At 39.2% G+C, this 24,107-nt stretch carries 20 protein-coding genes; 6 read left to right on the top strand and 14 right to left on the bottom strand.

Annotated elements, in window-relative coordinates; translation table 11 throughout:
* Nucleotides 1–75: 75 nt before the first annotated feature.
* From GQR93_RS03810 to GQR93_RS03795, 4 genes are all read right to left on the bottom strand, one after another.
* The gene (locus GQR93_RS03810) at nucleotides 76–1,269 is read right to left on the bottom strand and encodes an MFS transporter (RefSeq protein WP_159298697.1); all 1,194 of its coding nucleotides are present in this window, start codon (nucleotides 1,267–1,269) and stop codon (nucleotides 76–78) included.
* Between the two features lie 294 nt (nucleotides 1,270–1,563).
* Nucleotides 1,564–3,231 carry a glycoside hydrolase family 13 protein gene (locus tag GQR93_RS03805; RefSeq protein ID WP_159298696.1) on the bottom strand — a complete coding sequence of 556 codons (1,668 nt, stop codon included), beginning with the start codon at nucleotides 3,229–3,231 and terminating at the stop codon, nucleotides 1,564–1,566.
* A 253-nt stretch (nucleotides 3,232–3,484) separates the two neighbouring features.
* Nucleotides 3,485–4,231 carry a metallophosphoesterase family protein gene (locus GQR93_RS03800; RefSeq protein WP_003552410.1) on the bottom strand — a complete coding sequence of 249 codons (747 nt, stop codon included), beginning with the start codon at nucleotides 4,229–4,231 and terminating at the stop codon, nucleotides 3,485–3,487.
* A gap of 105 nt (nucleotides 4,232–4,336) precedes the next feature.
* Complete coding sequence (locus GQR93_RS03795) at nucleotides 4,337–4,633, bottom strand: MazG-like family protein (RefSeq protein WP_223801318.1); 297 nt, start codon at nucleotides 4,631–4,633, stop codon at nucleotides 4,337–4,339.
* A 624-nt stretch (nucleotides 4,634–5,257) separates the two neighbouring features.
* On the opposite strand from GQR93_RS03795, the gene GQR93_RS03785 reads away from it, so the two are divergent.
* Nucleotides 5,258–5,701, top strand: a complete 444-nt coding sequence (locus GQR93_RS03785; protein WP_003552403.1) for a GNAT family N-acetyltransferase — start codon at nucleotides 5,258–5,260, stop codon at nucleotides 5,699–5,701.
* Between the two features lie 88 nt (nucleotides 5,702–5,789).
* Here GQR93_RS03785 and GQR93_RS03780 read toward each other — a convergent pair whose 3' ends face one another.
* On the bottom strand, nucleotides 5,790–6,665 hold the full coding sequence (locus tag GQR93_RS03780) for a YitT family protein (protein WP_003552402.1): 876 nt from the start codon (nucleotides 6,663–6,665) through the stop codon (nucleotides 5,790–5,792).
* Nucleotides 6,666–6,678: 13 nt separating this feature from the next.
* The gene (locus tag GQR93_RS03775) at nucleotides 6,679–7,800 is read right to left on the bottom strand and encodes a M24 family metallopeptidase (RefSeq protein ID WP_225430397.1); all 1,122 of its coding nucleotides are present in this window, start codon (nucleotides 7,798–7,800) and stop codon (nucleotides 6,679–6,681) included.
* Between the two features lie 213 nt (nucleotides 7,801–8,013).
* On the opposite strand from GQR93_RS03775, the gene GQR93_RS03770 reads away from it, so the two are divergent.
* Nucleotides 8,014–8,619 (top strand): TetR/AcrR family transcriptional regulator, encoded by a 606-nt coding sequence (locus GQR93_RS03770; RefSeq protein WP_003552398.1) that lies wholly within the window; start codon nucleotides 8,014–8,016, stop codon nucleotides 8,617–8,619.
* Between the two features lie 184 nt (nucleotides 8,620–8,803).
* Here GQR93_RS03770 and GQR93_RS03765 read toward each other — a convergent pair whose 3' ends face one another.
* The 3 genes from GQR93_RS03765 to GQR93_RS03755 all read right to left on the bottom strand — a co-directional run bounded on the left by GQR93_RS03765 (nucleotide 8,804) and on the right by GQR93_RS03755 (nucleotide 11,430).
* Entirely contained in the window at nucleotides 8,804–9,259 is a 456-nt protein-coding gene (locus tag GQR93_RS03765; protein WP_003552396.1) for a DUF2975 domain-containing protein, read from the bottom strand.
* A 96-nt stretch (nucleotides 9,260–9,355) separates the two neighbouring features.
* Entirely contained in the window at nucleotides 9,356–10,039 is a 684-nt protein-coding gene (locus tag GQR93_RS03760) for an N-acetylmuramoyl-L-alanine amidase (protein ID WP_035444341.1), read from the bottom strand.
* Nucleotides 10,040–10,347: 308 nt separating this feature from the next.
* Nucleotides 10,348–11,430 carry a hypothetical protein gene (locus GQR93_RS03755; RefSeq protein WP_003552392.1) on the bottom strand — a complete coding sequence of 361 codons (1,083 nt, stop codon included), beginning with the start codon at nucleotides 11,428–11,430 and terminating at the stop codon, nucleotides 10,348–10,350.
* Nucleotides 11,431–11,650: 220 nt separating this feature from the next.
* On the opposite strand from GQR93_RS03755, the gene GQR93_RS03750 reads away from it, so the two are divergent.
* Entirely contained in the window at nucleotides 11,651–11,917 is a 267-nt protein-coding gene (locus tag GQR93_RS03750; protein ID WP_050757945.1) for an AbrB/MazE/SpoVT family DNA-binding domain-containing protein, read from the top strand.
* Nucleotides 11,918–12,090: 173 nt separating this feature from the next.
* Here GQR93_RS03750 and GQR93_RS15395 read toward each other — a convergent pair whose 3' ends face one another.
* Nucleotides 12,091–14,208 carry a DUF5776 domain-containing protein gene (locus tag GQR93_RS15395; protein WP_225442048.1) on the bottom strand — a complete coding sequence of 706 codons (2,118 nt, stop codon included), beginning with the start codon at nucleotides 14,206–14,208 and terminating at the stop codon, nucleotides 12,091–12,093.
* A 535-nt stretch (nucleotides 14,209–14,743) separates the two neighbouring features.
* Here GQR93_RS15395 and GQR93_RS03740 point away from each other — a divergent pair.
* The 3 genes from GQR93_RS03740 to GQR93_RS03730 are packed head-to-tail and all read left to right on the top strand — an operon-like array spanning nucleotide 14,744 to nucleotide 16,722.
* Nucleotides 14,744–16,045, top strand: a complete 1,302-nt coding sequence (locus GQR93_RS03740) for a Y-family DNA polymerase (protein WP_187117518.1) — start codon at nucleotides 14,744–14,746, stop codon at nucleotides 16,043–16,045.
* Nucleotides 16,038–16,358 (top strand): hypothetical protein, encoded by a 321-nt coding sequence (locus tag GQR93_RS03735; RefSeq protein WP_035444339.1) that lies wholly within the window; start codon nucleotides 16,038–16,040, stop codon nucleotides 16,356–16,358. The genes GQR93_RS03740 and GQR93_RS03735 overlap by 8 nt, the downstream gene beginning before the upstream one ends.
* Entirely contained in the window at nucleotides 16,351–16,722 is a 372-nt protein-coding gene (locus tag GQR93_RS03730) for a hypothetical protein (RefSeq protein ID WP_003552380.1), read from the top strand. The genes GQR93_RS03735 and GQR93_RS03730 overlap by 8 nt, the downstream gene beginning before the upstream one ends.
* Nucleotides 16,723–16,873: 151 nt before the next feature.
* Here GQR93_RS03730 and GQR93_RS15250 read toward each other — a convergent pair whose 3' ends face one another.
* The 4 genes from GQR93_RS15250 to GQR93_RS03710 all read right to left on the bottom strand — a co-directional run bounded on the left by GQR93_RS15250 (nucleotide 16,874) and on the right by GQR93_RS03710 (nucleotide 23,919).
* A complete protein-coding gene (locus GQR93_RS15250; protein WP_187117506.1) occupies nucleotides 16,874–19,549 on the bottom strand; it encodes a DUF5776 domain-containing protein in 2,676 nt (891 codons plus the stop codon).
* Between the two features lie 352 nt (nucleotides 19,550–19,901).
* Entirely contained in the window at nucleotides 19,902–20,675 is a 774-nt protein-coding gene (locus GQR93_RS03720) for a CPBP family intramembrane glutamic endopeptidase (protein WP_003552377.1), read from the bottom strand.
* A gap of 278 nt (nucleotides 20,676–20,953) precedes the next feature.
* Nucleotides 20,954–22,207 carry an MFS transporter gene (locus GQR93_RS03715; protein ID WP_035444337.1) on the bottom strand — a complete coding sequence of 418 codons (1,254 nt, stop codon included), beginning with the start codon at nucleotides 22,205–22,207 and terminating at the stop codon, nucleotides 20,954–20,956.
* A 59-nt stretch (nucleotides 22,208–22,266) separates the two neighbouring features.
* The gene (locus GQR93_RS03710; RefSeq protein ID WP_003552374.1) at nucleotides 22,267–23,919 is read right to left on the bottom strand and encodes a glycoside hydrolase family 43 protein; all 1,653 of its coding nucleotides are present in this window, start codon (nucleotides 23,917–23,919) and stop codon (nucleotides 22,267–22,269) included.
* Nucleotides 23,920–24,107: the final 188 nt, after the last annotated feature.

Here is a 24,107-nt window from a genome sequence, read left to right as displayed (position 1 = left end):
ATAGGTTTTGCAACAATAAAAAGGATTAGGCAAATTTTATTTTTGCCTAATCCTTTTTATTATCTCTGATGATATTTATTTTAATGAGTGTAATCTAACCGAATTACGCTTTTTCAGCATTCTGACTTGGAAAACAAAGATAAAAGCCGAAAGCGCAATTAATATCCAAAAAATTGATGCAAAAGGACTTGCTTGATTATTTAAGTCATTAAGTTTACTCAATCCACTTAAAGCAACCGGTGTCACAAAGGATCCAATGTTTGCACCGATCAGTAATACTGAATTACCAAGCGTTTCAGATCCAGCAGGTGCAACCGTTCCTAATAAGTTGAAGGCGTATGATCCAACTAGCGGATATGAAAGCCCACAAACAATTGCACCAAGTCCAACTACTAGGGAGTTGGGCCCAATGACAATAATAAATGCGCCCAAGGCCATAAAGAGAATTCCAATAGTCAGTGTAAACTTTTTGGCAATTTGATAAACCTTACCAAACAGAATGCCCATTACCATCCCTGCCAGTGTGTTGGCTGAAATAATTAAACTGGCAGTAGTAGCCGATCCCAGCTTATCGCTTACAATAATGTTAGGAATTTGAACAATAACGGCCGTTGAGCAAATGACAATAACCATCATCAAAATTGTCAGAGCAATCACTTTAAAGTTAACTCGTTGTCTAACATTTTTACTTTCAGTTGGTATTGGTGGCTCCGGGACATACTTTGAAAAGAAAGCCATAATTGGGAAGGCCAACAGATAAATCAAAAACGAAGCGTGCCAATTAATTAAAATTAAGAAACCAACAACTAAATTTAAAATCGAAACTCCAATTTGTTCAGTAGCTGAACGAAATCCCAACATTTGTGATTTGTTATTTCCTTGGAAAAACAAATCGATAACGGTGATCGCCAGAGAGTTAAACAACCCAATCCCAACACCAAGCAATAACCTTGAAATTAAAATAGCCACAAAGTTATTACTAAAGAATGGAAAAACACCTGCGATTCCGGTAATCAACAACCCAATATTAATTGTTTTTTTGATACCGATCTTTCGCGAAATTGTACCTGACGCTAATAAAAATAGCATCACGGTAAATTGTTGAACGGTCGCAATTGTATCAAGTTGTGCAATAGGGATTCCGGGGAAGCTTCGCGCCATACTCGGCAAGGAAGAAGAAATTGCCGTTCCTGTCGTTATCATAAATGAAATAGAGAGAATGGCGAAAGAAAAAGTTTTTGAATTTACATTTGGTACTGACTTACTCAAATAATTACCTCCATAATAATGTTTCTCTCTTGACTTATTCAACTAATTTTGTTCATTAAATTCCTATGAAAGCCTCATTTCAAAAATGATTAAAATGCCTTAATGTCGGAATCATGGCTGATATCTAACAATCCACAGCTTCTGATGCAAACCGGTCATATCCAAGCTGTCCTTGAAAATAGGCTTGGTTGAACACGCTTTCATAGAGTCCTATAACTAAAACTCGCTATTATCAACGAGTTCTATATCAACATTCAATTAAACGTATTTTAGGTTATTAGCTTTAAGCAAATCTTATTTAAATAAATAAACTTTGCTTTCATATGGTCTTAAGGTTGTTCCCTCATCATCGTCATAATTACCGATCAATAATTTTGAGGCATCTTTTTGATCATAATCACGCGTGATTGTCTGGTCTGTGAAGTTACTTACTACCAATAATGTTTGATCTCCGTAATGACGACGATATGCATAAACTTGATCATCCTTTGGATCAAGTTCTTCAAACGTTCCTCGTCTGATGATTTCATTATCATGACGAAGCTTAATTAATTTTTGATAGTAGTAGAAAACAGAATGATCATCTTTAAGCACAGCTTCGGCATTGATTTCCTTGTAGTTAGTATTCAATGCATACCAAGGTGTCACTTTAGAGAAACCTGCGTTTGCTTCCGAGTCCCATTGCATTGGGGTTCGCGCGTTATCTCGAGACATGTTGGCCAAGTACTTCAGCATAGTTGGTCCATCAACAATGTGCTTTTGATCAACTAATTCATGATAAGCGTTCACTGATTCCAAATCCTCATACTGGTTAAGCTTAGTATGATGAGCGTTTGTCATGCCGAGTTCTTCTCCTTCATAAACATAAGGCGTTCCTTGCATCATATGCAAAGTAGTTCCTAACATTTTGGCTGCTCGAACTCGATATTTGGGATCATCATTACTAAAACGAGACACAGCTCGAGGCTGGTCATGATTATTCCAATAAAGACTGTTCCAGCCTTTACCATCAAGTGCTTTTTGCCACTTATTCAAAGCAACCTTTAGCTCGGGAAGCTTAACTGGTTCGTCGTTCCACTTATCAAGTCGAACATCAGGGTTGGGACTTAGTAGGACATGTTCGAATTGAAAGACCATGTTAAGTTCGTTACTCTTAAGTCCGGTATATTTAATAGCATCTTCAGGTGTTGAACCGGGCATTTCACCAACTGTCATAACATCATAGTGTGAAAGAACTTCCTCATTCATCTGCTTTAAAAATTCGTTTAATCGAGGACCATCAGCAACAAAAGCTAGCGTTGTTCCGGCGGTTGCAACTCCTGGAACATCCGGTAATCCAGCAGGCTTGGAAATTAAATTAATAACATCCATTCTAAAGCCATCAACACCTTTATCCAGCCAGAAGCGTTCAATGTCAAAGACTGATTGACGAACTTCAGGGTTTTCCCAGTTGAGATCAGGCTGACCGGGTGCAAACAAGTGTAGATAATACTGTCCCCGTGCCGGTACATAAGTCCAAGCAGACCCACCAAAAGCGGCCCGCCAATTATTGGGTTCGTGACCATCAACCGGATCACGCCAAATATAATAATCAGCATATTGATTGTCTTTAGAATTCTTGCTTTCCTTAAACCATTCATGTTGATCTGACGTATGGTTAACAACCAGATCCATTAACAGTTTCATACCTTTTTCATGTGTTTCAGATAATAATTTATCAAAATCGGCCATTGTACCATAATCAGGATTAATGGCTTTGTAATCCGCAATATCATAACCATTATCTTTATTAGGTGATTTATAAATTGGGTTTAGCCAAATAACGTCGGCGCCGAGTTTCTTGATGTAATCAAGGCGTTCTGCAATTCCCGGTAAATCTCCGATACCATCATTGTTGCTATCTTGAAAACTCATTGGATATACTTGATAGACGACTGAATCTTTGAACCACTCTTTTGACATAGAAAAAATCCTTTCGGTATAAAATTTCTTAATTAAGATAACAACCATAGATTATCACCGATAGGAAACGTTTGCAATGCCTATTTAAAAACAACTCAAACGTTTACGTAATTTCTTAAAAAAAGACGCTGAAAACCGGTTATTTCAGAATTTTGTTAAATAAATGTGCAAATTCTGAAAATATCGTATCAGCATTATCACCCCTGCCGAGAACATAATTCAGCACTACAATTATAACCATTCATCTATTGGATTAACGGTCTATCATCATTTTATCTAACATCTGATAGGCCACCGAAAGAGACATGGTGTTTTTAACATGTTGCTCAATAAAATCGTCAACATAAGGATAGCTGCTTGATCCAATTAGTCTAACTGCTTCACTCTTATCTATCCTGGTTCTCTTGAACAAAAACTGCTGATTATCCACTATCCAAAGCCATTGGGCTCCTTCCTGATCCGAAAAAGGCATCCCGATACTACCGGCATTAATGATTTGCTGATGGCCGATCGTCAATTTAAATTGCAAATGGGTATGACCACAAATAATAAACGGTGAGCGCACGCTTCGAAACAGCGTTTTAATTGTTGCAACATTGGAATGCGGCGTAAAAACCGTCGTGTTGTCCTTGGCGACTGCGTGGCAAAAGAAATCATCGCCGACTGTCACATTAAGCGATAATCTTTTCAATTCTAAAATCTGTCGTTCACTTAATTGATCTGCAACCCATCTAATTTGATCCTGAGCATGTTCCGATAAAAAAAGCCGCTTGCCATTATAGGCATCAACAACATCTTGATCGTTATTGCCTGAAATACCCATCGTATTAAATTTTTTTGATAGCTGATCGATTAGTTGCAAAGTCTCCAATGGCATTGGCCCACTAACAATATCACCACCTATAACAATCAAGTCTGGCTGCAGATGATCTAGTTGCTCCGAAACTGCTTTTAAAGCAGGATAATTACCATGAATATCATAGAGTGCGGCTATTTTCATTACGTCATTCAACTCCTGTTAGTATATTCACGTCTAAAACTGGCTAGCACATTATATAAATAAGCCACTGGATAGCTTCATTTATAAAACTGTTGAATCCTTCGATCAATGGTTTTGATTATGAATCCACTTATCAACTTTACGATTAATAAGTTCCTCGATTTCTTCATCGGTTGCGCCGACTTTTGACAGTAACGCAAATGTCACTAGTAATACATCCACTAATTCTTCTTTCACATTGCTTTGATCCAGATGCTTGTATTTATTACCCGACGCACCTTCACTAGACAAATAAGCCTGTGATGCCTCGCCGACTTCCTCAATTAACTTCATAAATTGTTGCTCCGGCTTTTTAGGTTCCGACTGCGTTGCTTTTTTTATTTTATCGATCATATTGTCCATTTTTTCAGCTCCCAAAATTATTGTTTGATATACTGCTATTATCGATTTTATGACAGCTGGCGTCAATTCTCTCTAAAAGGATAGAATTACAATGACTTACCCATAAATTCCAAATAAAGAACAAAGCCATCCCGGATACTGAGTTATCTCAGACGCGGCATGGCTTTTAAACTGGTTAATTCAGCTGTGACTTGTTCGATAACCAACCAATTAGGTTTAAAATAGACTTGTCAGACCAGATCAGCAGTCTATTCTAAGATTTAACGTTTCATATTTCAAATTAAGTAAGATCAACAATCAGGTTATCTTCGTTGAATTCACCCACTGATATTTCTCTAATAACTTTTTTTAATTCGGTTTTAGACGCATAGACTTTGCTCATAGCCAATACGTCGTTCTTTTTATTTTTTAACAGGAATTGATATTGCTCTTCGTTATTTTTAACGATTAAGAAAAAAATTTCCCTCACCTCCACTTTTGGGAAAAATGCAAAACAGTAAGATTGCTAAAAGTTACTTCATTATTTAACTCTTTTTCCATCCTAAATTCAACTCAAAAGACGGGTGGAAGGAGGGCAAGAACTAATGTCCACATTGACTGCATGATGATAAGGAGCTGTTAACTATGGAAATCAATATTTTAAACCAACACACTACAGAAAAGGAGAAATGGGCCGACATCCGGCAACAAATCACCACCTTTAAATGGGGCGGTGCCCAACTCACCGCTAAAAAAATGGCGGGAACAATGGGCATCAACGAACGGGTTATTGTGGCGATTGACCATAAAAAAGTCGTTGGTATTGGTTCACTTGTTCGTCAGGATATTGCCGATCTCCCCCAAACCCCCTTTATCAGTGCAATTTACGTCGACCCGGATTATAGAGAGAAACACCTCGGCACACAGATAGTAAAGGCAGCGCAATCAACCGCTAAACAACTCGGATTTAAAGACGTATACGTTATTTCCGGACTTGATAACTATTATGAAAAAATGGGGTTTAATTATCAGGGTGATGTCACAGATTTTATGGGACGAAAAATGAAGCTCTATCATAAAAATATTTAACCAGAATTCAAAAGCGAAACGCATGCCGTTCAATATAACAGCAATAAGTCCGCATCATATTTATTTTTATAAATTCGTTTTTGTTAAATTAATAGAAGTTTCGAATATAATTACCGTTAAGCAAATCAGTTGTCTGTACACTGATAAATGCTTTTTTATCTATTTTGAGGATCAAATCTTTAAAAAACGAAATTTCACTCTTCTGAATGATGGTGATAACCATATCCGTCTCTTGATTTTTATAAATACCTCTGCCGTTAAACACCGTTGCACCATGTGTGTACTGACGCAAGTGATTTGCCAACATTGCAGATTTCTTAGTAAATATAATTAACATGACATCACTTTGCTGGATGTATATTTTATCCATCATGTAGCTTGTTACGACCATCCCCAGCAAACTATAAATGGCTCCTGAAATACCGAAGAAAATGGCCGTTGCGCCCAAAATAAACCCATTTATAATAATGTTTACAAAACCAATATTTTTACGAAATCTTTGTTGAACAAAACTCACAATAACATCGGTTCCACCTGTTGAAAAACCGTTACGAAAACAAAGACCAATCCCAATGCCAATAATAACGCCGCCAACCAACGTGTTGGTAATCTGTTCGGAAATTAACTTCTCTTCTGGAATAATCTTTAAAAAAACGACGTTGGAAATAACAGCCACTACTGAAAATATAGTATAATCCCAGCCAAAAATAATTAGTGAAATAATCACCATGGGGATATTGAGCAGGACAACCAGTCCAGCAATACTAAAATTGATTTGATTTAAGGCCAAGAGTCCATGCAGTAATTGCGCAATTCCCGGAATACCAATCGAGTAGGAATGGGCGGAACTTAAAAACAAGTTGATCCCAATAGCTGAAAACAGGCCATAAATGACCGCCACTATTAATTTACGAAGCCAGTTATAACGATGCCTGTAGATAGTAAGAGTTTCATTCTTTTCCATAGCAATTCCAGCTTTATCTGAGAGTCAATTCCGATAGAGAAGTAGGCGCATGGGTCATCAGTTTATAGCCATCTTTAGTTATTAATACCGTATCTGAATGACGATAGCCACCCTGATTCTTAAAGTAAATGGCTGGTTCCACTGAAACAACCATATTTTCCTGCAAAACCATATCATTCCCAAGAGAGAGAGTTGGCCATTCATGATTATTCAAGCCAATTCCATGACCTGGACGATGTAAAACACTGTCTAAAACACCCTCTTCTGCAAAATAAGAATCGACCGTTTTTTCAATGTCACTTGCCTTTTCCCCGGGCTTAAGATGCTTTAAAAAGAGCTTACGAGCATTCATCATTTGGTTAAAATGTCCGACCTCTTCTTTTGTCGGGTCTTCAGTAAAGAAAGTTCGTTCACATTCGGCAGCGTATCCTTGAATAACAAACAGTGCAATATTAATGTTTGGGCCGGCACCAATTTTGGCGTTCATATCCGGAATGCTATGCGGCATAAAGCTATATTCGGACGGCCAGACGGCGTTGATTGTCCTGTTTTCCAGACTGAAATGTTTAGTCATTTCTTCAGCCCCAACTTGCATGGCAAGTTTATAAGTATCAGAAACTTTAGTGCCCGTCTTCGACATCTCCAAAGTCTTTTGCACAACACTGCTGCAGATATCAGAAACATACTGAAGTTTATCTAACTCATAGTCACTTTTGATCATCCGCTGGTTTTGGACCAAAAACTTAGTTTCCCAATTGATACCTTGAGTAAAATGCGTCATTAATAATTGACCGTTGGCTTCAATTCCGACCTTTGATAAACCACCAAGATAACTCGTCAATACCTCATACCAATTTTGACCGGACCTGGAAGTGACATCAAAATAATGATCTAAATCATAGTCAAAGTATGGGACTGTAAAATGATCAACCTCTAATTTCGGCACAATAAATAAGGGCTTCCTATCAGGATAAACCACAAATAAGAAAGGACGCTGCTCCGATTTATAATTAATGTTCGTAAAATACCAAATATCTTCTTGATCAGTGATAACATAGGCGTCCAAGTCATTATCCTGAAGATTGTTTTGTAAGGTAGTAATTCTGTGCTTTATTTCTGTTTGTAAAGAATTCATCAATTTACCCTCCATTTTCTCTAGTAGGCACATGTTTAAAATACGTCGGGTACTCTCTCTACATTCTATGTGTAGATGCCGATATACTAATTAATTACCATGTGTGTATTAGACAATATAGAAGCATAAAAAACATTTGACAACATCACAAATCAATCATTTGGGGCTTATGCCACACAATCGCTTAATTTGGTAAGAAAGTAGGTACATTTTATGGAAGAGAAAGTCGATCGGCGCGTTATACGAACAAGAAAAGCGATTCAAAAATCATTTGAAGAACTTGCAACCACCCATGATTATCACGATATTACAATTAAAGAACTAGCCGAGAAAGCCAATATTAATCGGAAAACATTTTATTTACACTTTGACTCAATAGAGGACTTGGTAAATTCTTATGTAAATGAAGTGACCCAACGGTTAGTCAGCTTATTTAAGCAGCGGTCCTTTAAAGAAAACTATGAACATCCTGGTCAGAATTTAACCGAACTTATCAGTTTATTGCAGGAAAGCAAAGATTTTTGGTCGCGGTTATTATTTTCTGACGAATATAGTTTCTTTACCAGAAAGATCGAACGGATGGTAGCCAAAGAAATGACCCAGTCAATTTTGGCATCATTTTCAATTAACCGAGATGACGCCAAACTTTGCGCTAATTTTTTAATTCAAAACACATTGTCGACACTTAGATTCTTTATAAACGATCAACGTAATACTGATTATGATCAGATCCAAAATAAAATCAGTAGGCTTAACACCTTTGGCATCAGCACATTCTTGAATAAATTTTCTTCCGGGCCACAAATTGAAAACAGGTGATAACAGCTAAATCAACCTTATAGTATTTTTGTGCTCATCATCGCGTCAACTATTCAGTTGAGTATATCAACAATAAATGAAGCAGATACCCTACCTAATAGAGTACCTGCTTCATTTTTATATTAAAACCCATCAAGATTAATTAATCCAATGAACCCATTTTATTAAAATAATGATATCAACTCTAGAGAACAACTTGTTTTGCCAACTTTTCAAGAATAGCCGCAAACACCGACACAACATATGGCACAAGGGCTACAACCCCGAACATCAGAACCAATCCGGGTGCGTCTTCACTATCGGCAACCCGATAAATGAATGGCAGGAAAAGTGTGTAACAGATCCCCATCCCCAGAATCATTTTTTTAATTCGGGCAATGGCGTTAATCGCCGTAACCGAGAAAACGTTATGCTGATTAATCAGATTTAGAATCCGGTAAGCATTTATACCAGCAACATAGAAGAGAATCGCTGAAGTATATAGACTCGTCATAAACAACAAACGTTCAAAACCATATTGTGGATAAATGACACCGAGCTTCTTTAAAAGCGCTGGGAATGCCAAAACACATAGGAGCAAAACTCCCAGTCCAAGACCAACTAAAACCAGTTTTAAAAAAGAAGTTAACCATTTCATCATTCGATTCCTCCTTAGCTAAACCCAAGCGTAGCACCACCCGTTCAGCTAAGCAACAAGTGTCGCCTAACCAAGTCAAAATTTAAGCAAACCACAAACTTACTCGATCTTTTCGTCCGTAATCGCTTCAATATAGCCTTTGGCAATTTTATCGAGATTATGCTTGATCTTTTTGAAATCGTGTTTGTTCGTGATGAAGCCGGTCTCCAATAAACTATAGTCGATACCCCGGCGGCGCAAAACATTGCAGTTTCGCAAATTGGTTCGGTAACTGTAGCCGTGATAGGCAGGATTAAGGCCCACATATTTTTTAATAACCTGAGCAAGTCGTCGATCACGCTTAGTTGGTGTCGGTCGGTGGATAATCACATGTCCACCATGGGCGTATGCACCGCTGCCCGAGTCCAAATGAAACATGATAACCGTGGTCTTTTTATTGATTTTATAAGATCCCTTATGGTAGACCAGCGTGTCACGGACAATGTCGTGCTTGGGATTGTAAAAGGTGACTTTGCTGTGCTTAACCTCTTTCGCATATTTTCGAAGCTCAGGTAATAATTTTGCCCGCATAAAATGCGCTTCGTTTGTCCCGTTGCCGCGAGCACCCGGATCACCGGCACCATGCCCCATTACCAACAAATAATGATGCATGGGTTTGGTCGACTTAACAGTCTGTGTAGTTGGCTTTTCAGCCGCTGACACAGATAATTTGTATGTAAATCCAACTACTAATACCGCCAGTAATGTTAGGCACACGACCAGCACATTTTTTGATTTTCTCATAATTAGCCCCCTCAGACTTTTACCTTTACCATTCCAGTATACCCTAGCCACTCACAAGCCATTAATATTTTTTGACTCATATACTTTGAGAACACGCTATTATATTAAACCGTCCCGGTTGTTTTTGAGAGAGCACCAAATCAAGCAAAGTCATTAAGCCTTACAAATAGTCGATAAGATAGCGCCGAGAGCCCAAATTCATTTCCACAAAGAAAAAGCGCCTGAGATAAAATTTCTCAGCCACCCTTGTTTATTGCATAATTTTGTTCAATATAATCAGACTTTTTAATGCTTATTTTTATTCAACGCTATCTTTTCTTAGGTTTCTTATTCTTTTTACCCTTTTTCCGAGGCTTATCTTTCCAATCCTCCATTGAAACCACATTTGGCTTACCTTTTTTATTATCTGGTTGGTCAAGCATATCAAAAGGATTGTCGTCTGATGAATCGTCCAGTAATTTGAAAAGCGTTTCGCTTGGATCGGTTTTGTTTTCCTTGACACTCAATATTAGTTGTTTGGTCTCAGAATAATTGGTTTCATCCTGACCCAAACGAATCATTTCCGGTGTTGCTTCATCAATAGCTTTCTTTAAAGATTTCCCCACCGTTGCGGTCATCAACTGGGTACCTGCGATAAAATCAATAAACGCTTTTAGGATTGGTCCGAAGCTTTGATAGTCTTTTGAAGCAAGAAAAGCATCTTTGACGATATATCCTGTTAAAACAGCCTTTAATGCTGATCCGGTCCACTCCTCGAAAGGCAACTGGCGGTATTCACCATATAGGTGTACAGCCAAACTTTGTATTGTCAGAATAATATTATCCTCGTCATCTTCGTCCACTTGACCGTCCAGCTTATTCAGAGCCTTTGAATCAATAAATAGTTCAGCCGCTTTCTCCGCCTGACGACTAACTTCATTAGCCGTTTCTGATCGGTACTCATCTAAATCCGCGCGATCATAATGATACTCATCCCGATCAATATCAGCCATATCATCCATTGGAGACAAATAGGATAAGTCCTCGCCAAAGACTCCATCAATCTGTTCGCCGGTCAAATTGATACTTCCGCTGACAGAAAGCCAAGCCAAAAAGAGATGTCCCAATGTCAAAGTATGATCAACAAGATCGTCAAATTCGGGTTCTGCATCCGTTGGTGCTTTATCAAGCATACCAATGGCTGCCTGAATGTCGTCCTCGGTAATTTGTGGAATTGATTGCGCACCGTTAACCACCATTCCGGACATAAATCCTTTAATGAGGGCGTACATTGCCTCAAGTTCTTCATCACTTTGAAAGCTCTGCTCACCATCGTTATTTTCATCCACAAAGTTTTGCCAATAGGGTGTTAAGAAATCATCCAAATAGGCATCCATTTCCTTTTCGTTCATTGTTTTCTCTCCTCGTACTAATCATGGTTAGGTATATAATTGCTGTACTTGCGCCTATCGATATATAAGTGTGTTTAGTATACCAAATAATAACAGAACAAAAGATTAAATTTAGGATTAATAGTCACACACCCTGTTTTGCTATTGGTTTTGACTTGACCATCCTTTACTTTTTTCTGCTTAGAAGATACAACTATCAATGCAAAGGGGGAAGATCACTATGGATCCTATTATTAAGAGCAGTGCCAAATTAAGCAAAAGAAACCAGATCACCGTTCCAAAAGTTGTTAGGGATGTCTTGAATGTTAAACCAACGGAATATCTTGATTTTGAGATACGAAGCAGCCATATCACTGTTACCAAACACAAGGAATCCGTTTGGGATCAAATCGAAAAGAAGAAGAAAGCCTATCACATTGATGGTAAAATCGGTAATCCTGAAATTGATTGGGGCAAAGATGCTGGCAATGAGAGTATTGGCGAATGAGAATCATCCTAGAAGATGCTCACTAGCCAATGATGAAATCAAATCATCCCTATAGCATCCCTTATTTTTATCAGTACAATATTAAAAATAGGCTCTTATCAGGTCAATACAGACTTGATAAGAACCTATTTGTTTTAGCCTAATTTCAGTACGGCTGATAACCGTAACTGATTTTAGTAATTACCTGCAATAATTAACTTTTTATTGGCAGTAACATACTTGCCATTGCTTAATTGATAACGCGTGGTCAAATTATGTTTAACCAACTTCTTAACTGTTAAACGAACACCCTTCTTATAGTGTTTGGCTTTACCAGTTAAGTTGGCTGACTTGTAAGCATTAACGCCCTTTTTAGCAATCACAGTAATCTTCTTGGACTTTGGAACACTAGCATAATAAACTGGTACGACATATTTCCGGCTGGCAGTGATATAACCCTTCTTGCCGGCAGTCTTGCGTCCATGGTTAACATCACGAACCTTGTATCTCAAAGTGCCATTGCTAGTGCGTTTATATCCGGTAACAACAAACATCGGCCGGTTAATCCGCTTTTGTTTAGGATACCAGGCAATCCGCTTGCTCTTAGTAAAACTAGTGCTCCTATACAAACCGATCTTCTTGATAGCATAAACAGCTTCGCCCTTAACAGCAATGTTAGGACCTACCGAAGTAGAAGGCTTGGTTGTCGTAGTTGTCGAGCCGTTTGTGTTTCCGGAATTGTTACCGTTGTTGCTGTTATTGTTATTATTATTTGTGTTTGACGTGTTTGTACCGCCATTATTCGATGTCCCTGTTGTTGGTGGCGTTGGATTTCCTTTTCCAACTGTAATCGTAATCGTCTTTTTGACGGTTAAACCATCGTAAACCTCATAAGTGTATGTGACATGATAGACACCGTCTTTAGTGGTATCAACTTTATTACCAGGTGCGGCTGACTCATTGTTGTTTGAGTCAACTTTCTTAACAACGTAACTTGCTCCATCAGGGTTCTTGTCAAGCTTTGATTGATCTATTCCATAGAAGGTAACACCATCATATGGTGCCCATGCACCATCTTTGGTTACTGGAATTGTCCTATCGGAAGCATCCAATAATTGTTGGACCTGTAGTGTGATGCTACCTAGGAGTTTGTTATCATACATCTGACCAGTAGCTCCTGATCCATCGGGCATTTTAACATCGGCCAATGGTGAGCTGTTTGCAACGGAATAAACATAATCTTTTGCTTCTTGATTTGCTTTAAACCCCCATCGATAATCTACAGAGGGAATTAAAAACGAATAACCATTGTTATGCAAATCATCCGCTAATGTGCCCTTCCCAGTTGCAGAAGGAATTGCATCCAATTGAACAACTTGAAGACCATCTGTATAGAAAACATTGTCCAGACCTGCCTTATCAACAAAGGAATTAGTGTTATCATAACCGATTGCATTCAAAGATTTTGTTATTTGGGGAAAATACTTCTGAGCATTATTTGCAAAATTAAGTGTGCTAGGATGACCAGGATCTCTATTACTACTTGTTCCGGCTATAAAATAGCCCTCATAACCTGGTTGTCGATAATTCAACTCAACTGGTGAAGCAACTCGAGCCCAGTTCTGAATACTTGTGTATACAGCGCTCGCATTATATGAATAGTCAGCAAACGTGAACTTCCCGACATTACCATTAGCATCTGGGATAACTTTAAGCGGTACATCAATTTGAATCGATCCTCCAGCTGGTATTACATTACCAGCTTTAATCGAAATCGCAAATATCTGATCCCAACCCGAATCAGGATGATCCGTACCATTCCGGCCATCAGCAAAGTCATACCAAATGCTTGCATTGTCAGGATTAGAAACCGGCTTCGTATCTCCGTATACAATATGACTATTAGCATCACCCAAAAAATTATGTGAAATTGGTAAATTTAACATTTCATTATGAATCGTTATAGGATCATTTTCTGACTGATTAGTTAGCCGTAAATGCAGGTATAAATCCTGGTAGTTCCCCTTTTCGAGCAAAAAGTTATGAGTAACTCCTGGCTGAGCAGTACCATAATTTGATGATTCAGTTTGACCACTATTATTTTTTGCAGTCATCCAAATCTTATGAATCAGCCCATTAGCGGTACGTGAGCTATTATCATTCGGATCTAAGTTTGTCACTGTCCCATTATAAATGGCTGACGCGTCATCCGCACCTACCTTATTTGGTAGTGCATTAACTAGCAATAGTACACTCAATACTGCCAGTACAACTGAAAAGAACAATCTTCGCATCTTTGTTAAATTCTTCATGAATCTTCATCCCCCCTATATTTTGAAACTGGTACAAATTCCCGCATAACTAAACCCTTTAAATATGTACCCGTTTTCACAATTTAATTGTAACATACCGTGAACCTAATTCACAAACAACCTAGATAGCATCAATGGCTAAAATATTAAAACGGTCTTCTTTTAATTATCCTTCTTTGATATTTGAGTTGTTTACTCATTATTTGGATGTTAATCACGATTGACGCGATACTGACTTGTAAGACTCTGTAGCTCAACCCTCAACACAACGGGCATAAAGAACATATTACCCAAAATAGACATTCCATATGAGATATATCAGTTTGAGTAATATGCTTTTTATTTATTTTATAAATTATCTTGACATTTAAAACGTACGTTCGTATCATAGAGATAAGCAAACAAACATTCGACTGGTGCTTTTACGATTAGTATTTTGATAGTTCTAGAGTATTTTTGACTCTAACAATTTACACATTAAATATCAGTTTACGTTCGCACCAAAATAATCAAAGCCTTGGGGGAAGTGATGATGATGTTCATAGATAAAGAACCACACGGTGTCTTCTTTTTAATCGATAATAAGTCATTTTACGCCAGTTGTGAGGCGGTCCAACGTGGCTTCAACCCGCTCAAAATACCATTAGTCGTTCTTAGCGAACAAGAAAATACGAACGGCGGCCTTATCCTGGCAACTTCTCCTGAAGCAAAACGATTATTCCATCTTAAAGCCAACGTTTCCCGTCAAAGAAACTTGCCTCAAGATCCTCGGCTATGTGTGGTGCCACCACGGATGAATCTTTATATTAAACGTAATTTACAGATCAACCAGATCTTTACCGAATTTGCTTCCGAACAGGACGTTTGGCCTTATTCAATTGACGAAAGCATTGTTGATATGACTCATTCATGGAAATTATTTGGTAACACTCCTCGTGAGGTTGCCCGCGTCATTCAAAAAACCGTTCGCAAAAGATTGGGGCTCTACACCACTGTCGGGATTGGCGATAATCCGGTACAGGCCAAAATTGCCCTAGATGTTTACGCTAAGCATACCCCTGAACTTATTGGCGAAATTCATTACGAAACCGTTCCGAAAACAATTTGGCCGATTAATAATCTAACCGATGTTTGGGGAATTGGCAATAGAACAGCCAAGCACCTCAATCGACTCGGCATTCACAACATGTATGAACTTGCCCACAAAAATCCGTACCTACTAAAACAGGAAATGGGCCTCATCGGTGAACAACTATTTGCGACGGCATGGGGCGTTGATCGTTCCAAAGTCAGCCATAAACCGGTAACTAAATCCGCCAGTTTGGGTAACTCCCAAGTACTCCCCCGTGACTACCTCGGTCAACAGGAAATCGAAACAGTCATTAAGGAAATCGGTGAACAGGTTGCTGCACGTCTGCGACACCATCACAAACTTGCAAGCTGCCTATCACTCAGCATCGGCTTCTCATATGCGGCAACTGCAGAAGACGGTCGTGGCGGCTTTCATCATGCATTGAGACTGCCACCATGCAATAACAACCGTGAAATCGTTAAGCAATTAATCTTCATGTTTCGCCAAGATTGGAACGGTCAAGCAGTCCGTAATATTGCTGTCTACACGAGTCGATTAACCCCTGATACGCACCAACAGTTGGATTTGTTTATGAATCCCAACCGACAAATAAAGAATGAAAAGCTGGGCTATGTCATTGATGAAATCCATCAAAAGTTTGGCTTCACCAAATTAGTCTACGCCACCAGCTTAACTACGGGTGGAACAGCAATTGAACGTTCAAAGCTGGTTGGCGGACACAATGGAGGAAATTCTTATGAATAATGATTTGGATATTATCTATAGCCGAATAGAAAAATTATTTAAAAGAATGAGTCGTACCCGCTACTGGATACTGGTTAACAACGATCCATACGACCAAAGTTACAATTTCTTTTTTAACAGTCAACGACAGGGGGAACGTTTGAAATCAGTACCGCTACATAAGCTGATTAACTATGACCTTTCCTATTTGGAACAAGTGATTAAAGGGCTAAGGAGTAAAACCAACCTGACAATCGAGTTTACCGGTTTTGCAGGTATGAAGTGGCCTTCTACCCAAAAAGTCATTCAATGGAGGCGTGAGCAACTTGAATAATGATCATTTTGACATGGACGTTGTTAACAATTTTTTTGAACATGATTACCATGATCGAGGCATGGTGAAATGGCAGGGTTTCTATTTATCAGATCACACTGCGGCGTTAAATAAACAAGAAGCCAAAGATCAAAAAGTTTATCATCCCAAATCCCAACAATCTCTCGAAACCATCACAACCATCTTGGCAGAAGCTTATCAACGACACCGTGCGGTTAGCCTTCAACTAAATGAGTTGGACGCAAACGGTAATCAACTCCCCGATATTCAAACGCATGTATACGGCTATCATAGCGACAAGATTATCATCGATGATGAAAAGGCTGTTTCTATTGATGACATTCGGCATGTTGAGCGTATATAGACATACCTACGTTAAACTCATTATTTAACTTAGCTACCATTTTCAAAAAGATGCAGCTAGGACAATAACTCTCTTGTCCTAGCTGCATCTCTTTAGATACCATACTTTCTCACTTTATCAGGATATAACTGATAAAATTAAAACCAAGTAACTATTTTTGAATCACAAACTTCTTATTTGCCGTAATATATTGACCATTGCTCAAAACATAACGAGTTGAATACTTGTACTTAACAACTTTCTTAACTTTTAGCAAGGAACCTTTCTTATAGTTTCTTACCTTACTTGTCAAAGAAGCCTTTTTATATGATTTAACACCGTTGCGATTAATGATCATAATCTTTTTACTCTTTGGAACTGTTTGATAATAGGCAGGCACAACATACTTGGTACTGCTCGTGATGTAACCTTTAGTTCCTTTAACATACTTTCGAGTATATGGATTATATTGTTGAACACGATATCTCAACTTACCATTTGTATCTTTTTGATAACCCTTAACAATGAATTCAGGGCGATTAACTCGCTTAGCCTTTGAATACCATTTAATTCGATTGTTCCCTTTAAAATCAGCCTTCTTATACAAGCCTATCTTTTTAGTTGCATAAACGGCCTCGCCCTTCACTGCAACGCTAGTCGATGGTTCAGTGGCAGTACCTGGTTGAGTAGTTGCCGAGGAACTGTTTTGACTAGAACTGTTTGCCGTGGTACTTGACGATGAGCTACTTGATGAGCTAGTTGTTCCCGTTGGTGTGGTTGACGTACTAGTACCGCTGCCACCAGTGGAAGTTGTCGGTCTAGTAAATATTCCATTACCGCTTGTAATCACCTTAATTGTCGAGCTAAATAAGTCCGCTATATGTTTATTCCCAGCAGCTGTGAGGACAACATTGTATGACTCACCCGCAACTGGATTAGTAACAACATTTCCATTACTGTCTTGCAATTGAAGATCATTTGCAACGGGCGTATAAGCAGCGTGATTATTAGCAGCATCACCAGTAAACGTTACCTTATAATCACTGGGATCCAAGGTATCTTTACTAGTAGATGAGCCTGATAATCTGGCAATGACTGTGTCTGCAGCAGGTACAGTATAAGTGAAGTAAGCATCATTAAGCGCGGAATCAATCTTAACGTCATTTCCAGCCTTTGCCTTAATTTGCTGCATTATTTTAGCCTTACCGGAATCTGTCAAAACAACTTTGTACGTCTGACCAGGTGTCATCGAGCTTGGAGTATTACCGCTATTATCTTGAATGCTCAAATCACTATCAGTCAAATTACCTACTGTAAATCCGTTCTTATCGTTATCGCCAGTTCGATACATAACGTCCACATAGTACTTGGACGGATTGAGATAAGAACCAATCTCACTACCCTTTAAAATATATGAATTGGGCGTTAGAACCGTGACGTTAACCGTTTTAGAAACTTTTTGTACATCACCATTTCCATCAGCGAATTTGGCATCCGGAACTGTAAAAGTAACCGGATAAACGCCTGCTTTGCTAGTATTAACTTGACTATGATCAATCTTCAATCCAGCCTTTTGAGCCGTGTCCAAGTCTTTGATCGTTGAATTGTTTGTAATCCATTGTCCGAACCCTTGACTAGCATCGAACTTACCGTTAACATTCATTTGCCAATCTCTGACATCCAACACTTTTCTTAAGGAAACGTAGTCAGCATAATTATCACCTGTAAGTGGTAGTTCTTTTCCTTGATCATCAACAAACGACGGACCATTGCTGCCGCCATTGTCCCAAGTATAAGTATAATGCGAATACATTGTATTCTGTTCTTGTCCACCATTATTTACATACTCCATAGACCAACCGTATTTTGATACGACATTAAAGATTGGCAAGTTATTAACGTAAAAAGTTCCCGCGTTAAATGATGGAATCGCATTTTGATTAGTCCTGGCATTTTCAAATCCTACACCAAATGGATCAAAAATTACCGGATTATCTTTAGCAGTTGGGAGCAATGCTTGAACATCATCAGGTAACACCTGATATTTCCAGCCGCTAGGATCTCTTGATAATAATTGAGTTGCCAAATATGGTTTATTATTCACAGTATCCTTAACCTCTTTAGCAAAAGACGGATTAAGATTGGCCTGTGTCAACGTTCCACCTTCAAAACTAAACTGAATCATTTTAAAATTACTAAAACTCTCGCTTGTTGGATCAGATACCGTCAAAGGAATACTGAGCGAAATGGTATCTTTATCAGCAAGTTTATTGCCAGTGGTACCATCAGGTGTGGTGATCTGGATTGCAAAACCACCATTCCAATTTTTTGCCTTTAAATTATTCCAGTCTGAATCTGTGCTTGCAGAAGTGTAACTTACAGCGTCACCATTTCCCAAATAAATTCTTATAACCTGAATTTTGCTAGTTAAGTCCCTCAATTTAGAAACAAGCGCATCTTTGTCAGTATCGCTGATATAAACACCTTTAGTTGACAAATCAGTTAATCGAATTTCTTGGTTAACCGGCTGTGCTGAACCAGAATTATTACTTATATCCAAATGAGCCAAAAATTGTGTGTTACCATCACTCTTCCACTTGTCATAATTAATCGGAAGTGTAGTAGTACCTGCAGAAGTTGGATATCCTTCACCTGTTCCCTGCTTGTTACCAGTCAATGTCATGGCTGCTGTTACACCATTTGGTTTAGCTACAAATTGACTTCCGCCGTTGTAAAATGAACCACTATAACCAGCAGCAAGTGCTGAAACACACATAAAGCTTAAGCTAATAACAAAAGTTACTAATGTTTTAGTAATTAATGCTACATTGTTTTTTCTTAGATGCATTGTCATACCCCCTAGCTTATTTATCATGACCGTAACATTAGCTCTCATTAAAATACCGCTCTTACCCTCTTTTCGAGAAATGTTACCAATCAATAACAACTTGCAATAACCATTTTAACATTTAATGGTGTCTAAAACATGCCATATACGAAACTAAACACATTTTGCTTAAAAATCTCAAAATTGTAGTTTAATTTATTATTAAAAATACGCAGCATAATTTAAAATATGCCGCGCACTTTCTCAAAATATTTCGATAAAAATTACCTTCAAATCACAAACTTCCTGTTAACTGTGACACAATAACTATCAATCATTAGTTATTTCATAGCAAGCTGTCTACCAAATTCCCTCACCGATAAAACCGATCCAGCCTAATTGACGGAATCTTTTTAGCTCGCAGATAAAACCAAGCCCCAGAGAAAAGAATCAGATCCAATACAAGGTTTGAAACAATAAATGTGGCATTCACAGTAGTTGTTGACAGGACGCTTCCAACAGCGACGGAACCAACGAAGTCCCAAATACCATGGAAGAGAATCGACATCATCAATGATCCGGGCCTGATATAAAGAGCCCCCATGATTAAAGCCAGTGTGAATGACTGAATCACTTGAAACAGTGTATTAATGGCTGGTTGAGAAAAGGCATTCGTTGAATGATCCAACCCAAAGATCAAACTGGTAATCAGTAATGGATACCAAATTTGACGTGCTTTGGAAGTCTGCTTGCTAAACAGTCTCATCAAGGTTCCCAGAATCAAGCCGCGGTAAAAGAATTCTTCGAAGATACCCGCACCGAGACCAACGGTAATGCCTAAGGGAACATCCAGATGTGTATTTGTAACAATCCGTTGAACGGCAGCAACAATCACAATGTAAATGGGTACCGCCAATATAAGTATTCTTCCCCATGAAACGGTCGGGATCAAATTGATCTTCACCTTAACAATAAATATATTGATCAAAACAAAAATAACAAAAGAAATAATTTCTTGTGCGGCTATTGCTCCGGCTTCAGATAAATTAAACGGATCTAAAACGTAGTGAGGATTGAAGATGATTAAGTCTTCAACCACAATCAGGCCGATAATTTCCCAAATGTAACGGCTAGTCGATTTGTTCATTAAGTTCACTCTCCCTCTCTTGGGCTGCTTTTAACCCAAAACTATTTTGAAACCTAGAGCGAAGCCAGTCACGGGAAACGGTCCCTATTATCATTTAAAAACTTGATAACCCAAATCAGAAGACTCATCATTTGAAAATCAAACGTATCATAGCCCAATCCTATTTGAGCAAAAAAATATCTTTCCAAATTCACCATTCATAAACACCATGGTAAATTTAAAAAGATATTCCATCTGACTAACTCTTATCCTTCTAATCAACTGCTACTAAAGTGAGCTTACTTCACTCTCTTAATCATCATAATCAGCAAGCCGCCAACAACACAAATAGCTGTTTCAACAGGAAACATCGCTTTATAACCCATTGTTGAAATCGCAACAGCTGCGATCATCGGACCAAAGACCTGTCCCAATGTGTTGGCCATATTGATAATTCCCAAATCTTTCGCTGCAGAATTTGGATTAGGCAGAACGGCAACGTTTAAGGCCTGATCGACCGCGTTATACGCACCCATTCCGATTCCGGCAACTAAAGCATAGACAAACATCGTCCAGGGCTTGGCATCAAAGAACGGGAAGAATGCCCCAACACCAAGCAAAACGGTTGTTAGTGCAACCGGCGCCTTTAATCGATGCATTTTATCAGAGATTGGACCGGCTAAAGCGGTAAACAGAATGCCGGTTACCATCAAAATCGATGACATTGTCGCAATCGAAGCAGCGGTTGCCGCCTTTCCTAATTTCATATAATCGGTAAAAATATATAGCTGATAACCAACAATCACGTATTGACCTGTAACCATGAGTAGTTTTCCAGCCAGCGCCAAATAATAATCCCTCGCGCCCTTTGTTGGAAACATGAAGTTTTGCTTAATCGTTGCAGCATCAAACTTTACTCTTGGTTCATCCAAATTAGAAGGTTCTTTGGCAAGAAAGGCTGAAAGCAAGCCGCCAATCAAGGCAAATGCTGCAAGCACCTGGATACCAACTTCGGTTGTATCGATAAATTGTGATGCAATGATGCCTGAACCATAGTTTCCAAATGCCATCCCGATACCATAAAATGATGATATCGTTCCCCGCCATTTAGGAGCAACCCGATCGGAGATTTGAGCGATCATCGGTGCCACAACGGCGTTTAGAACGGCCTGATAAATTCCCCAAACAATCAGTAACATTGTCACGCTGGTTGCCATCGATAACGCTACCAAACATAAAGCGGATAGAATTGAATTAATTACAATCCAAGGTGTTCGTTTTCCATGTTTGGACCGCGTCACATCCGATAATGCACCTGCAATAATATTGGCAATTGTCGCAACGGTCATCGCAATCGCTGAAGCAGCGGCTACCAACGGAACTTTGTCTGCCGGTGCCAGTTGACCAATTTTAGCAGGCAGTAAGGTTGCCGAAACCCCAACGTATGGGCCCAGCCAACATGCAGGACCGATTAATAATGCAAATCCGAGTTTAATCGGGCGTTTGGGTTGTTGAGAATCTAACACGCCAACTGTCGAATTTTCTTGTGCCATAATGTTCATTCCTTTCAAAATATAAAGCTCATTTAAAGTCACATTTTTAAACTTTAACGCTATTCTTCCGGCGTAATCTTAAAGTATTTAAAGTCGGCATACGATTGTCTTCTGTACGCATCCCAAGCACCGATACCACCCATCAAACCGGTAAAGCCGCCCGTTTGTTCATCCGACATAAACGAGATATCAATCTTGGGGCCGAGTTTTTGCCAATCATCGGTTCCTTTGACCCGGTAATAGAACTGAACGTGGTCGTAATCAATCTTCGCTTGCAATTCAGCATGATTTGACGGCAATGCGATCCGGTCAAGAATGTATTCATCCTTCTTGCCCTTTTCACCTTTCATAATTGCCAAAGCAGTCCCACCTAAGGTTTCTGAATGATAGATTCGGGCGAATAGCCAATTGCTATTGTCGTAGTACAGGGTCAAACCGGCCGATTGGGAATAATGAATCGGATCGAAATCCAATGCCGTTGACACCGTTGATTTAAAGGAATCAATCCGTGATGCCAGCAGGGACACTTCAAACTGACTGAAGAATGATTGACGCCCCCGAATTCTTAGCCATCCCGGTCGTGCATCAAATGAACACCAGTCCTCGGTTCGGGGACCATATGGGCTCATTAAATGATGATCAACTTGACCGGTACCAAAGTCTGCATCAACTCCGGCTGCTTGAGGGGCATCCGAAACCGTAACCCCTTTCATTCCTTCGGTCGTTGGTTGTGCTAACGTGCCACCGGCTTTCATTCTCAACCAGCCGTCCTTTGTCCAGGCAACTTTCTGAATTGACGTTTCCCGTCCAAGCGTACAATTGGTTGTGCCGGGCAATGGTCGGGCGGATAGATGAACGACGTACCATTCATCCGTTGCGGTGTGAACAAGGGATCCGTGACCACATTTTTGCAGCGGTGCTTTAGGATTATATAAATCAAGCCGAAGTGAATCAGGATCGCCACGCCGGAAATAACGATACGGTGTCGAGGTGATAATCGGATTTTGAGGATCTGATTCATATGGCCCATCAATTGTCTTGGAGCGTTGTACAACGACACCATGACCATACCCGGTTCCACCTTCAGCCGTCATCAGATAATAATAGCCGTCATGCTTATAGATATGAGGGGCTTCAAGGCATCCCCGATCAGTACCACCGCGACTAATCCGCTTTGTCGGTCCAACCAGCTTTTGTTGTTCGGGATCGAATTGTTCCAAAACAATGGCTCCCGGGTGCTGATATCCTTTTCGCGTATCCCATTCCAAAGTCACAGCCCAGTGCTTGCCATCGTCATCATGAAATAACGAACAGTCAAAGCCGATCGAGTTTAAGTAGATTGGTTTTGACCATGGGCCGGTAATAGCATCTGCATAAACGGCATAGTTATCTTGGTCAAACAGGTTACCGTTCATGTTGTGCATTTGACACATCACAATCCAGTATTTTCCGGTTCTTTGATCATAGGTCAGGTCGGGTGCCCAAACACCAGCCGGCGTATCGGTTCCTGCCAGCTTTAGAAAAGCCGGATCATTGAAAACGTATGATTGAAGTTCCCAGTGGGCCAAATCTTTAGAGTGAAAGATTTGAACACCCGGATACCAATTAAACGTTGATGTTGCCAGATAATAGTCATCACCCACTCCCAACACGGCCGGATCCGGTGTAAAACCGGGTAGGATTGGATTCTTAATTGTTGCATAGTTGCTCATAATGGGCCTTCTTTCCAGTTATTTTGATAGCGCTATCATATATAAAATTTAAGTTATTTTAGTCTCCCAAACAATAAGATCCACTGGACGAAAGCCATTTAAACGCATATGATAATGGCAGTAGTTTACTTGTAAGCGCTATCTATAAGCGTTTATCCATTTTTATTGTGTCATTCTTTTACGTGGTA

This window comes from Lentilactobacillus hilgardii, from assembly GCF_009832765.1.
In the GTDB taxonomy this organism is placed as follows: Bacteria; Bacillota; Bacilli; order Lactobacillales; family Lactobacillaceae; genus Lentilactobacillus; species Lentilactobacillus hilgardii.
This window is presented reverse-complemented; position numbering and strand designations above follow the sequence as displayed.